The organism is Paenibacillus sp. V4I3, assembly GCF_030817215.1.
In the GTDB taxonomy this organism is placed as follows: Bacteria; Bacillota; Bacilli; order Paenibacillales; family NBRC-103111; genus Paenibacillus_E.
This window is the reverse complement of record NZ_JAUSZA010000001.1, coordinates 3,055,299-3,069,215: the sequence shown is the minus strand read 5'-3', so window position 1 is coordinate 3,069,215 and position 13,917 is coordinate 3,055,299. Positions and strand designations below refer to the sequence as shown.

11 protein-coding genes are annotated in these 13,917 nt (G+C 42.7%); 2 read left to right on the top strand and 9 right to left on the bottom strand.

The window, feature by feature from the left end; translation table 11 throughout:
* Window positions 1-53: 53 nt before the first annotated feature.
* Window positions 54-1,409, bottom strand: coding sequence for an ABC transporter substrate-binding protein (locus QFZ77_RS14145; protein ID WP_307440512.1), 1,356 nt, complete (start codon window positions 1,407-1,409; stop codon window positions 54-56).
* Between the two features lie 371 nt (window positions 1,410-1,780).
* On the opposite strand from QFZ77_RS14145, the gene QFZ77_RS14140 reads away from it, so the two are divergent.
* A complete protein-coding gene (locus QFZ77_RS14140; RefSeq protein WP_281366891.1) occupies window positions 1,781-1,915 on the top strand; it encodes a hypothetical protein in 135 nt (44 codons plus the stop codon).
* Between the two features lie 146 nt (window positions 1,916-2,061).
* On the opposite strand, the gene QFZ77_RS14135 is transcribed toward QFZ77_RS14140, so the two are convergent.
* The 7 genes from QFZ77_RS14135 to QFZ77_RS14105 all read right to left on the bottom strand — a co-directional run bounded on the left by QFZ77_RS14135 (window position 2,062) and on the right by QFZ77_RS14105 (window position 11,386).
* Entirely contained in the window at window positions 2,062-3,618 is a 1,557-nt protein-coding gene (locus tag QFZ77_RS14135; protein WP_307440508.1) for a L,D-transpeptidase family protein, read from the bottom strand.
* 130 nt (window positions 3,619-3,748) lie between these two features.
* Window positions 3,749-5,371, bottom strand: coding sequence for a stalk domain-containing protein (locus QFZ77_RS14130; protein WP_307440506.1), 1,623 nt, complete (start codon window positions 5,369-5,371; stop codon window positions 3,749-3,751).
* Window positions 5,372-5,399: 28 nt separating this feature from the next.
* Window positions 5,400-7,226, bottom strand: a complete 1,827-nt coding sequence (locus QFZ77_RS14125; protein WP_307440504.1) for a FecR family protein — start codon at window positions 7,224-7,226, stop codon at window positions 5,400-5,402.
* A 20-nt stretch (window positions 7,227-7,246) separates the two neighbouring features.
* Window positions 7,247-9,100, bottom strand: a complete 1,854-nt coding sequence (locus QFZ77_RS14120; protein WP_307440502.1) for an adenylate/guanylate cyclase domain-containing protein — start codon at window positions 9,098-9,100, stop codon at window positions 7,247-7,249.
* 169 nt (window positions 9,101-9,269) lie between these two features.
* Entirely contained in the window at window positions 9,270-9,503 is a 234-nt protein-coding gene (locus QFZ77_RS14115) for a ferredoxin (RefSeq protein ID WP_047686106.1), read from the bottom strand.
* A gap of 222 nt (window positions 9,504-9,725) precedes the next feature.
* Window positions 9,726-10,079, bottom strand: a complete 354-nt coding sequence (gene mobB / locus QFZ77_RS14110) for a molybdopterin-guanine dinucleotide biosynthesis protein B (protein ID WP_307440499.1) — start codon at window positions 10,077-10,079, stop codon at window positions 9,726-9,728.
* A 5-nt stretch (window positions 10,080-10,084) separates the two neighbouring features.
* Window positions 10,085-11,386, bottom strand: coding sequence for a DNA polymerase IV (locus QFZ77_RS14105; protein ID WP_307440496.1), 1,302 nt, complete (start codon window positions 11,384-11,386; stop codon window positions 10,085-10,087).
* Window positions 11,387-11,600: 214 nt separating this feature from the next.
* On the opposite strand from QFZ77_RS14105, the gene cimA reads away from it, so the two are divergent.
* Window positions 11,601-13,220 carry a citramalate synthase gene (cimA, locus tag QFZ77_RS14100; RefSeq protein WP_307440493.1) on the top strand — a complete coding sequence of 540 codons (1,620 nt, stop codon included), beginning with the start codon at window positions 11,601-11,603 and terminating at the stop codon, window positions 13,218-13,220.
* A gap of 127 nt (window positions 13,221-13,347) precedes the next feature.
* Here cimA and QFZ77_RS14095 read toward each other — a convergent pair whose 3' ends face one another.
* Window positions 13,348-13,881, bottom strand: coding sequence for a TlpA family protein disulfide reductase (locus QFZ77_RS14095; RefSeq protein ID WP_307440491.1), 534 nt, complete (start codon window positions 13,879-13,881; stop codon window positions 13,348-13,350).
* Window positions 13,882-13,917 lie beyond the last annotated feature (36 nt).

The following is a 13,917-nucleotide window of genomic DNA, read 5'->3' as shown; positions in this document are numbered from 1 at the left end:
AGAACTCCTAAGGCTAATGCCTCCTTAGTTCTCCGCACTGCTTCATTCAATTCCTATTTCTTTTGTTTCGCTACGACATCAGATACACGTTTTACCCACTCTTCAGGAGTAATTTTACTAATCGTCAATGCCACTGTTGCATCCTGCATCGCTTTGTCAACGTCAGCTGCGAAGGAGACTGTTGGCACTACAACTGTTTCAGGAGATGACAAGAATTTCGCCGCATCTTTAACAAAGTTAGGTGCTTTCGAGGAGGAGATATCACCTTTTACGTTAGAAGGAGCACCACTCAACTCAGCCCACTGGGAAGCTTGTGTTTTAGAGAATACGAATTGCATAAACGCTTTTGCTGCGTCTTTGTTTTTCGCTTTTTTCGCAATTGCAAAAGTAGAAGTGGACGTATTAGCTACAACTTTTCCACCTTTATCTTGTGTGATGGAAGGAATGAATCCGAAATCAAAGGACGCTGGAACGTCTTTGGCCATTTCGTTTGGCAGCCATAGACCGTTCGGGATAAAAGCATCTTTGTGCTGCAGGAACAAGGATTGGGAATCCGTGTGGTTGATTTGTACGGATGCTTTGTCGATGTAACCTTTGTCACGAAGCTGAACAATTTTATTAAGACCTTTAATGATAGCTGGGTTTTTCCAAGCTTCTAGATTATTTGTAGACATATCTTGCAGTAACTTGTAGTCATTATTGTTGGCAGATACGATAGCTGGAAGCAATACGCCACCGTTGATGTAGTATGGATATTTACCCGTGTGGATGAATGGATTAATTCCAGCACCTTTAATTTTCTCACTTACCGCTAAGAACTCTTCGAAATCTTTTGGCTCTGCCCAACCTTTATCTTTGAACAATGCTTTATCGTAGAAAATACCCCATGAACTCATTACGAAAGGAACATTGTAGATTTTGCCATCAAACTCTTGAGGTTTTTGAGCAAGTAAATCAATGATTTTCTCGCCGTCAACGTTTTTAGCATCTTTGATCCACTCAGTCAAATCTTCAAGCTGCCCGTCTGTAACCATTTGACGATCGAATAATTCAGGTCCGTCGATGTATACGAAATCAGGTGGAGTACCAGCGATCCAACGGGGTTTCATTTGTTCGTTGATTTTCGGTCCCGCACTTTCTTTAATTTTCAGATCAGGGTTTGCTGCTTGGAAATCAGCAATAACTTTTTTCCACCATTTGTCGCCATAACCGCCAACAAAGTACTGGATTTCAAAATCACCGGTTAATTTCTTGGGACCAGCAGCTGTTGGAGCCGCTGTAGCAGCTGTAGTCGGCGCCGCCGATGCAGCTGGTTTTGTTGTTTCAACTGGTGTAGATTTACCACAGCCTGCTGCTACAAGTACCATGGACGCAGCCAAGCCCATTGTTGACCATTTTTTCATATTCATGTGTTCATCTTCTCCCTTTTTTAATAAGTCTGATGGTTATTTATGAAATAGCGTTTTCCAAAATTTAACTTTTTTTGTAGTTTGCGCTACCAACCCCCTTCAGGATTCATCATTTTGGCAAAAATAAAAAGGGCATAGTTATAGAAGAAGACTTACATTCTTCAATAACTAATGCCCTTACGGTAACATGTTATTAAAACTGACATATTCAATTATTATTGGTGTTTCGTGTGATTAAATCTTACAATAAAATGACATGGCCGTCAATGCTTGATTTTAAAATTCATTTAAACATTCATATTCTATGAACGACCCTACTTATGCTATGATAGAACCATATTCTTTTAATCCCCAAGAAAAAGGTGATCTCTATGTCCAAACGTAAACCGATCATGTCCAATCGTAGAGCCAAAGAAGAAGTCAATAAGAAAGCGATCATTTGGACAGGATCCATTTTGCTTGTTGTCATCATTACTATGACGTTATTGATCATTTTGGACAAATGATTAGGAAAGAAGTGATTGAAATCATCACATTTTGAATTGTAATCGCTTTCTACATGGTTGTCAAGAGAAAACCTTGGGAACGCTAGTACATCACGACAAAAACCGTCCGAAGCACATTCAGACGGTTTTTGTTATGTTCCAATGGGTTAATCAAGCCATTTATATGTCTTACTTGGATTGCTGTCATTGGTCTGCAATGGGAGGCCAAAGGATTGATCTGGCTTCCCTCCCCCGGCTCCGAGTCCCGGGCTTCCGCCGCCATTTCCACCATCCGGATTTGAAGAAGGAGGTAATAACCCTTTGCCAATCGTCACTTTCGTTTCATGAGCTACCATGTTATAGAGCTCTTCAACGTCATCTTGAAGCATGCGAACACAGCCATGTGATTCATCTTTCCCGATGCTCGAAGGCTTATTCGTACCATGAATCGCATAAAGTGTATCCGACAAAGTCATTCCCCGACTGCCAAACTCTCCATTCGATTTGCCATTCGGATTGCGCACCTTTTCACTAATGAAAAACTCCCCCTGCGGCGTCTTCTCGCCTCCTAAGCCAACTGGATAACTTCGAATGATGAAATCTCCACTAACGAGAGCCAAACGATGCTTATCGGTATCAATAACAATCCTAAGCGGTTCCAGCAGTGGTTCTGCGGAAGCTTTCGGTTGCGAACTAGATGGCGCTGCCTGTTCTCTGAGCTCTTGTTTCGGCTGCTCGGTTTTATCCGCCGTTTGTATCGGATCCTGCGCTTTCCCCGCTTTTGCACTTTCATTAACCTTACTTACAGCTTGAGGGAACGCCTCCTGCATCTCAGAAGTGAGTCCTGGCAAGAGATTATTCGGGTAGGGTTTCGTAAGCTGTTCAGGTTTCTCTGGCAGCGTTCCCGTCTTTTTTTGGTAGGCCTGGATTGCGCTTTGTAAGACAATAGCTTGCTCACGCTCATGCATCCAATTAGCAATGACGGGAACAAGCGCGGAGCTATCTGCGACCTCGCAGGAACAAGTCTGAGACTGGAAATACTTTAATGCTGCTGAACCCCCACCTCCCCCTTTACTCTCCACGCTGATCAATGGCTTCACCGACTTGTTCCACTCGCTCCATTTACCGTCTGAACTCCGGGGAGCTTCCATGATCACAGATTCCCCGGCTCCTGATCCTGAAGATGACAGTACTTGCTGAAGCTTCTTACCCCAATCCCCATTAGAGAAATAGAGCTTTAATCCAGAAGACACTTCCTGCTTAGGAGGTGCAGGTGAATTCGCTGCCGCTGGAGCTGTAACAACAGTCTCATTCGGTATGTCCCCCGCATCATTCTTCGCTAAATCCATGGCAGCCGGAACAGCTAGCAGGAGTAGAATGACCATTAACGGCATCCATTTCCCTTTACCGCTGGACTTACTCTTAACAGATGTCACGGTGGTTCCTTTATGTAAGGCTGAAGAAGGTGAAGAAGGTGAAGAAGGTAAAGCACCCTCTATCGTTATTTTCTGGTGTTCGAAAGCCTCATAGATCTCTCCAGACTGTGCGAAACAATACGCTGCTTTACCTTCTTTTCCTTGCGCTGCGTATTCTCTGCCTAATAAGTACCAAGCCATTTTATGATCAGGATGTTCTTTCACATATTTTTTGAGATAAAGAGGATCTTCGATCGGATTATGTTGGAAAAATCGTTCCAACTGATCATTGCGATTCTTGTCCTTCAATCTAGAAACCTCCTATCGACTACTTAGTAACTCTCCTTCATTTATCGGCAAAAATTACCTAGAGATGAAGCCATGAAAAAAAAGAGCCTGGACAAGGGTTTCCCCCTGCCAAGCTCGTCTTGAAGATTGCTTATTTCACATATGATTTCGTGCGTAAAATCGCTGTTTGGCGTGCCGCATCCCACTGTACATCCAAGCCGATTTGCTCTGCGAAGAAACGCACGGGCACATACGTACGGTCTTGTTTCACATAAGGAGAAACATCCGTCACTTGTTTGATATCTGATTGGCCCATTTGTTTACGCACAACGCCTGTTTCACCAATCGTTAGCTCAACCGTAACATCACCTTTGATAAGCTGAACGACTGATTTCCCAGCTTGCTCGACATATTTGACTTCATAGCCAAATGCTTCACTTATGGCACGAACTGGAACCATTGTACGTCCACCCTGAATCTCAGGCTCTGCATCGAATGAAATCACTTTATCACCATTTACCACTTTTACTTGGTTATTGTTTGCTAGATTTCCAGGCAATTGGTAAGGAGTTATTTTACGAATTTTATTATTTGAGGAGTCTGCTACCACAATATTACCTTGAGCAGTTACAAGAACGTCGCTCGGATTGTAAAATTCAGCTGCTTGTTCCACCCCGTCCGCTTCACCAGTTTGGACCGTCCCAGCAATTGTCGAAACTTTTCCATTCAGCAAATAACGAATCACATGATTCAGACTATCTGAGATTAAAACTCCGCCCTCAGAAGTTACAGCAAGCCCTTTAGGGAAGTCGAACTTTGCTTTGAGTGCATCTCCATCTGCAAAGTCTCCACCTGCATATAACTCATTTTTATCATAGATTGTATGATTGCTTAATTCGGGTGTCGATCCAGCCACCGTAGTCACTGTTCCTACTTGGAGGTCGATGTAACGTATACGTTGGTTGCCTGTGTCACTTACAAACAAATTGCCTTTGCTATCTAGAACCAATCCAGCGGGTTCATTGAACTTCGCTGTGGCTAAGCTGCCATCTTGAAATTCACCGGCGAAAGAAGCTTCACCTGGACGGATTTGAATAGCTCGAGTCGCAGCCGCATTCAAAGTAGAAACACTGCCGTCAACTGCTATTTTACGGATAACATGATTAAGCGAATCCGCGACATACACGGTCCCATCTGCAGCTACCGCAACATCACTTGGGTGATTAAAGTTTGCCTCAGCACCTTTACCATCCTTACTGCCAGGAACGCCATTTCCAGCCAACGTGGAAACTTGTCCATTCGCATCTACTTTCCGAATTGCGTTATTTTCTGAATCAGCTACATACACATTCCCTTTGGCATCTAGAGCTAATCCTGTCGGCTCATTGAAAAAGGCTTCCGACGATTTCCCATTAACAAGCCCTCCCGTAGGAAAGCCTTGATTATTCTTCGTCACGACAACTTCTGGGCCTGCGAAAGTGGTCACCTTTCCACCTGAAATTTTACGAATGAGATGATTCCGTGTATCCGCGACAAGAATACTGCCATCTGAAAGTTGAACAACACTGCCCGGAGCACGGAATGCCGCACTTAGCGCATCCCCGCTCTTATCTTCAAATTCGCCGATTCCCGCGAAGGTCGACACGTCTGAAAGGATCTGTCCATTGCTGGATAGCAGAGCATCCGTCGACAATCCTGCTGCCCATGCGGATGAACCTCCCAGAAAGGTTGCGGCCAATAGGGATGAAACGAATATATGTTTTAAAGGTTTCATTGGTTTCTCCTTTTGCTTTAATAATCTGTTAATATCCAACGCCAGGAAGTTCAGGGAATTCAGTAGTTATAGTAACAGGCGGAATACTAGCTAATGGTATTTCAATATTTTGTACTGTTGAACCATTCTTACGAACAACAACAATTTTATCAACACTAATCGTTTGTTCTCCAAATCCATGCAATGGAATTGTCACTAACTTCTGAGCACCTGTAACAGCAATATTCCCTGAAGTACTTCCAAAATTGGTTACTGCGTACACAAGTTCTTTTCCAGTGGAACCATGGTATTCCTCTATATGATCTGCACTATTTTGTGGTTTAAAGATATTCCCATTAATAATTGGTGCATTAGGATTATCGTAATAATAGGTATTTTCATCATAAAGCAGATGAATTTCTACGCCGTAAATATCATTAACACCAACAAAATTACTTAAATTGATATCCAAAGTAAATTCGCCGTTTGAACTCTCAGGAATCGCAGTTGCTGCCAACCTAACCGACGGAACTAGAACTGGATCAGGGTCAGAACCCCCTGAATTCCCCGAATTACCTCCTGATCCCGGTACTGATGTATTCGTCCCATTCTTCTTATCATCAAAATCCTTCTTCTCATTATCTGTGTAGCTTTCTTTCAATTTCGCTTCAGCATCTGCTTTAGCCTTTTCCTCCGCTACTTTCACGGCTTCAAGAATCTTTATCTTTTGTTCTTCCAAAGCTTTAAGCGCAGCGGCCAGCTGTTTTTTGAGCTCTTCTTGCTTCTTCGCTTCTTCAAGTTGCTTTTTGAGCTTCTCTGCTTCAAGTTTTTGAAGCATCTCTTTCTTTATTTTTTCTTTTTCTGCATCGACACCTGCCGTTTTATCTAATTCTTTAACATTGTTTAAATCTAATTTTTTTTCTTGTTTATCGATTTTTGCATTTGCTTGTTCAATGATGTTATTCAAAGACTCTTTATCAACCTTATTTTCTGCGAGAGCCTTCTTGGCAATATTACCAATTAAGTTATCTAAGTTTTGTTTCACTTTATCTAATTCAGCCTGATCCTTCACAGACAAAGAAGTCTTATCATCCACGAGTTTGCCATCTTCGATTTCTTTCTTTTTCTTAGCAATAAACTCATCATTTTCTTTGTCTATTTCGGCTTTGTTCAGGATAATCTCTTTAATAATTTCCGGTGATGCATCCTTTATGAAATCATCTAAATCAAGGAAATCTACTTTCAGAGACAGATTATCCGTCTCATCCCTAGAATCCAAAGAAATTTGTTGTGTCGGATATAAGTATGTAATGAAAGACTTTTGTGTGGAGTCAGCTCCATTTTTTACTGTCGATGCGGAGACTTCCCCTGCCCCAACCGCCATCTTAATTGCGCCTGTTTTCGGATCAACGCTAACAAAGAACTGCGTTCCACGAACACCCATAACGGCTGTTGGCGTCTCAACTTCAAATTCATCATCTGATCCAGCTAATGATTTCACCTTGACCCACATGGAACCGGCCCATACTTTAAGCTTAGATTTCTTATTTCCATCTGAGGTATTTAAGTCTGACACGTTAATCTCAGCATTTTCGCCTAATGTTACGTCTGCATCCCCATTGCTCAAATTAAGCGTGACAGATGAGCCAGCTCCTGTGTAAACCGTATCGCCTTGATTTAAACTCATACTTTCATAGGCATCGTACGATTTGGAGCCTCCGCCTTTCTTGATCGTTACATCACCGGATATTGCCGCAACGACAGCTACTCGAACGGTTTTTGCTTCTACAGGTTTTATAAGCAGCGATGAGACCAAACTAAATACTAAACAAAAACTTAAGAATAATGCCACAAATGATTTCTTAGTTACTCCCACACTGAATTCCTCCCCAGCATTCATTTATTAAGATTCCCGATAACTTCATATACCTCCACGGGCTTTTCTTTTCCTTTGACTTTAATTTCACCGATGGATTCTATCTCAAAAAGTTCTTTGACCCTCGCATAGGTCTGTTCACTGATTAGAATTTGACCTGGTTTCGCGTTCGCTTCTAATCGAGCTGACAAGTTAACCGTATCTCCGATAGCCGTATAATCAAGCCTTAGATCCTCGGAACCAATGTTTCCGACAACCGCAGGTCCGCTGTTAATACCTAGACCGAATTTCACTCCGATACCGTACTTTTCAATCAATCTCTGCTCAAGAACAGTAGCCTGCGACTTCATCTCAATAGCTGCTCGCACAGCCATCTCCGGGTGATTGTCATATTCAATTGGAGCGCCAAACATCGCCATGACACCATCACCAATAAATTTGTCAAGCGTCCCATTAAATTTGAAAATAGCTTTCGTACATACATCCAGATACTCATTCAATACCTGAATAACTTGCTCTGGCTCTAGTCGTTCCGACATAGGGGTAAACCCACGAATATCTACGAAAATAAGCGAGATATCTTTACGGCTGCCGCCAAGTTTAACATCTTCACCTGACTGCAGCAGCTCGTCTACAACCGTTTTGGAAACGAACCTTCCGAAGATACCGGTTACGCGGTTGCGCTCCTTCCGTTCTTCCAGGTAATGACTCACTAAAGACCAAATATAGATCGTAACCAAAGCAAATTGCGGGTATACAAGAGGAGCGAAGGTTGATCCAGCAATGTAGAAGGTTAACCATACGCCACCATACATTACGAACATTCCTAGAAAAATAAATAGAGCAGTTTTGCCTTTACATCTTTGAAATAAGAAAATGGCAAGCAAAGAAATAAGTAAGATAATACCTACGCCAAAAGGCTTACTTGTATCTTTATAAAATTTGCTTTCTAATAAAGTTTGAATCATATTCGCATGTATTTCGATCCCAAACATCTTAACTGAGCTGATCGGTGTTGGATATTCATCCTGCATGGCCGCTACGAACGGCCCTACCAGAACAATGCTGCCTTGTAAGGGTAAGGGATTTTTACTATTCATAACATCAATGAAAGAGAGTGATTCATAGCCTGTTGTTGCATCCACTTTCTGCCTCGGCAGTGTGAAGAATTCTGTCGTAACTTGATTTCTTTCGTTCGTTGGCATTACGATATTGCCGCGCTTCCATTGTCCAGTTGCTTCATCTCGCTTCACTTTGTCCTTATCATCAAGAACTAGATTGGCAAGCGCAACACTGAACGCAGGTATGTATGCTCCATTCTCATCCGGCAGCCCAACTGGCAGCTTCCGAGCCTTACCGTCCTTATCGACAAACACATTAATATGTGCCATTTGCTGCCTACTGGTTGTTAGTGTTGGAGTGGGATAGTCGATTTTCTCAGGCACAAGATCGCCTGCTTGTTCTTGCTTGGAGGGATAGTTAATTTGGACGGGCAGGATGACATTATGATACTTGGCCAGAACATCAGCCAATGTTTTATCGTCAGCGGGGTTTTTCGAAGGTTCAGCTAACACCACGTCTATACCAATTGCTGCTGCGCCTGACTGCTCTAGCTTCTCTATCAATTGCGCATAGGTAGTTCGATCCCATGGAAACTTCCCGATTGCTTTAAGTGATTTCTCATCAATCTTAACAATTTTAATGCGATCCTCTGGCTGACGTTCATCCACAGATTTAGCTTTCCGCAAAACATCTTGGAGGGGCCCCTCAACAAAATAAAACAAGCCGCTGGAGTTAACTGTGTAGAAATATGTCGAAAATAACATCAACACAAGTCCTACCGCTAAAGTTTGAATCCATTTCTTCTTACCCATAAGATCCTCCCCATGTTTACTAGCTTCATTGTAAGATGGCACGTAGAAAATGGCAATAAATAGTTACATGTAAATACAATTTGGATCAAAAAAAGAGCTCAATTCCTTTGCAGGAACTGAGCTCTTTCGACATTCTGCGAATCTCTTCACAAAATTATGTTTATACTGATTAGCTAAAAGGTGTATCCGCAACTTTAATGGAATCCGTTGGGCAGCCATCTTGTGCATCCTGTAGATCATCAAACAGATCTTCTGGGATTTCAGTTACCCCTTTGTTGCCATCTCCATCAAAAATCACTTCAGCCAAACCTTCATCATCGTAATCATAGATGTCTGGAGCTGTAGCTCCGCAAGCGCCACAAGCGATGCAAGTATCTTTATCAACAAATGTATACTTTGCCATGATTTCTAACTCCTCCTCAAATTATCCTCAATGTAAAATATAATATAAATACGGACAAAGTTCAAACCTTAAAATTAATTACTCTCAAAATATTGTTCGATAAAGTCAGCTATACTAGGGATATTGTTCAAATCGAAGGAAGGAAAAGCTGTTAGATGAAAGTTGAAATCGTCCATATCCGTTGCAATAGCAATGGGCTCAGGCTCAAGTATCTGAATAATTTCACTTTGCTCTATTGTACGAAAAAACAGCAATCTTTGGATGCTTTTCCTTCTTGAAGCCTTCGATAAAAACATAGTCTAGATGTGCATATGCACTTAACTGTTCTTCTAGGCCTGGATTCCGCTTCTGCTCGAATACATGAATCCCATCTGGTGATAGGGTTATAACCGCTTCTGCACCTGACTCTACAAAAGTCGTGGAGTCCGTCCCCGCTGCTTCTTTATAATGTCCATGCGCATCATGTTTCATTACGGCTATCCGATAGCCGCGCTGCTTCATTTCTGCGATTAGCTTGGCCACTAAGGTCGTTTTTCCGCTGTCCGAATAGCCGGCAAATCCAATACAATGTGCCATCTTCGTCACTTCTCCTCTTCTTTATGAAGGGGATTGTTCCTCAAATGGTCCATTTGCAGGGAAGTCCCTCTCGCTTTATGATTTCTAATCAACGTTGCAGGATTATCGCCCATCATCCCCGCAGTTAGAATCGCATTTTCTCCGAATTTATCACGAAGTCCGTCCATAATGCGGTTCAAACTTTCTCGTTTAGGTTGCTTTTCATAATCGAATAGATCCAACTGAACGAAAGTTTCTTCCTTCATCGTTAGATTTTGCAGTGTAATCCCAAGCAGCCGAACAGGGTTGCCTTCCTCCCATTGATGATCATATAACTGGCACGAGGTTCGATAAATATCGTCCATATGCTCGGTTGGCGTAGGCAAGGTTACGGATCGTGTAATCGTCCTCATCTCCGGATCACGAATCGTGATTTGGATCGTGGATGCCATTAGCTCCTGCTTGCGAAGTCTTCTAGCGACTTGATCCGCCAGATTTAAGAATACTCGGTGAATTTCTTTGGTATCGGTAAAATCCTGCGGCAGCGTTGTCGTATGCCCAATTGACTTGCTCTGTTCTTGTTCGGGGTTTACGAGTGATTGGTCAATCCCATTAGCCGAACGCTTCAGATGTGCACCTAAGATCCCAAAATGTTTACTTAGCAGCAACTCGTCCCCTACTGCTAGTTGACCTAGCGTATGGATGCCAAGTCTAGTCAGCTTATCCGCCGTCTTTTTGCCAATCCCATATAAATAATTGCACGGTTTGTCCCACAATACAGTGGGTACATCCCTTAGACGAAGCACAGATATCCCATTCGGCTTTTTCATATCGGAGCCCATCTTGGCAAGCAGTTTATTGGGGGCAACGCCGATCGAACAGGGCAGCTTTAGTTCCTTCATGATCTTTTGCTGAATGTTATTCGCGATCTCAAGTGGGGTTCCAAATTGTTTGGACCCTGTTATATCGACGAAACACTCATCGATTGACATGGATTCCACCATAGGTGAATAACTATAAGCAATCTGCATAAACCGTCTTGAGAAACTGCGATATAATTCGAAATCAGGTCTTATTAGTATCAAATCTGGACACAACTTCATCGCTTGTCTAACTTGCATGCCTGTCTTGACCCCAACAGCGCGCGCAGCATAAGATGAAGTAACAATAATCCCTTTACGAAGCTCAACACTACCAGCAACAGCCAGAGGCTTTCCTTTATATAAATCAGGCTCAACAGCCTCATGAACAGAGCAATAGAATGCATTCATATCTATATGCAAAATGACTCTACCTTGCTTGGGATAATGATGCTGAGTTGTCACCATTTATATTCCCTCCCATTGATAAACGACCAACTATTAGAGCCAATTTCAGCATACAAAAAATTATTCTTTCAAGCAAACGTATTTTTGCGTTATGATGTCTTTACCCATACTATTATGGTATAATCGTTAATTATACATTAGCGCTTTAAAGCAAGCACAAGCACCTACACATCAAGCACCGAAGTCACCTTGCTAGCTTTTGAAGGAGGAACCTATGCCAACATCAGTCAAAATCTTCGACACCACACTACGAGACGGAACGCAAGGAGAAGGCATCAGCTTATCCGTCGAGGATAAAATTAAAATTGCCCGCAAGCTCGATGAGCTTGGGGTTCATTATATTGAAGGCGGATGGCCGGGCAGCAACAGCAAAGATATTGAATTCTTTGAACGCGCCCGCGACATGAAGTTTACAAATGCGAAGATTACTGCATTCGGCAGCACAAGGCGTAAAGATTCCATTGCTGCGGATGACATTAATCTGAACAGACTCGTGGAGTCAGGCGCTCAGGTAGCAACCATCTTCGGTAAGTCCTGGGACTTCCATGTCACAACAGCCATTCAAACCACACTTGAAGAAAATCTTGCCATGATCTTTGACTCCGTTCTTTATTTAAAAAGCAGCGGTCTTGAAGTCATCTACGATGCCGAGCATTTCTTCGACGGTTACAAGAATAATCCCGAGTACGCCTTGCAAACGATCAAAAAAGCACAGGACGCTGGAGCTGATTGGATTGTCCTTTGTGACACCAACGGCGGCTCATTACCTGGAGAAATTACTTCTATTGTCACCACCGTTAAACAGAATGTCACCACCCCTGTAGGCATTCACGCTCATAATGATTGTGAATTGGGTGTGGCAAACAGCCTTGCTGCTGTACAAGCAGGAGCAGAACAAGTCCAAGGAACCATCAATGGTTATGGAGAACGCTGCGGTAATGCTAACCTTAGCTCCATTATCCCTAACCTTCAGTTGAAACTTGGCTATTCGGTTATTTCCGAGGAGCAACTGAAATCGTTAACGCCTGTTTCGAGATACATTAGCGAGATCGCTAACATGCATATGCCTGTTAATCAGCCTTATGTCGGGAATGCGGCATTTGCGCACAAAGGCGGTATTCACGTTTCAGCCATTCTCAAGGATGCTAGTACGTATGAGCATACGAAGCCTGAACTCGTCGGCAACAAACAACGTGTACTTGTTTCAGAGCTTGCGGGACAAAGCAATGTGCTCGTGAAAGCCCAAGAACTGAATCTAGACTTTAATAAAGAACATCAGAAAACCAAAGAAGTTATTGAGAAAATTAAAGATCTCGAGCATCAAGGCTATCAATTCGAAGGAGCAGATGCCACACTTGAGCTTTTGCTGCGCGAAGCATTCGAAGGCCTAGAAGAGATTTTCACATTAGAATCGTTCAAGATGCTTGTTGAGAAGTCCGCGAATCAATCGGTCGTTTCCGAAGCCATCGTTAAAGTGAAGGTTCATGGCGAAACGATTTACACCGCGGCTGAAGGCAACGGTCCTGTTAATGCTCTTGACAATGCCTTACGTAAAGCGCTGATCCAATATTACCCTGATATTAAGAACGTTCATCTCTCCGACTATAAGGTACGTGTCCTTGATGTGAAAGGGGCTACTGCCGGTAAGGTTCGCGTTCTGATGGAATCGACTGACTTCAATACAACCTGGAACACGCTTGGTGTGTCCAGTAACATCATTGAAGCCAGCTGGTATGCACTCGTAGATAGTTTGCGCTATGCATTAATCGGAAGAAAACGCGTAGAGCCTGTAAACAAAGATCAACAAGAGCGCCTAGGTTTAGTGAACCATTAATGAGTAAACCTCTATCGAGACCACTCAAGGTTGAGTGACTGCGTTTAGAGGTAAGTTTTTTCTAATAGGACATACAAGAAAAGCTGCGAAGAGTACGCCAGCCATTGGCGGTCTCTAGCAGCTTTTTTTATTCTTTTATAAGACCTGCAATTTTCTTATCCAAATCTCTAGGAGAGAGTACATGAACGATCTCGCGAATTACCCCATTTTTATCAATTAAGAAACTTGTTGGAATGGCGACTACCCGATAGGTATCGGCGTTCGTTCCTTGCTTATCTAATAACACCGGGAATGGGTATTTGTAGGTTTCCACAAACTTCGTAATGTTCTCCATTTTATCACCAGGTGTCACATTGACCGCATATAAATCAAACTGCCCTTGATATTTATTATACACATTCACCAAATCTGGTGCCTCTTCCTCGCAAGGACCACACCATGAAGCCCAGAAATTAACGAACAAAGGCTTCTCACGCGGCCCACCAATCGAGTAATCTTTCCCATCAAGCCCTTTTAACGTAAACGAGGGGGCCAAGAAATTCACTTTTGGCGCTTGTTCAGTAGGCATAAGCGTCTCTTTATTCTGGCGCTGGGCGTTTTGATAAATAGCAAAACCAGCTAATATAACAACCAAGGCTATCACTAGCACATTTTTTTTCAAAGCATTTCCACCTCCACTCTGTCTATATTATCTCCA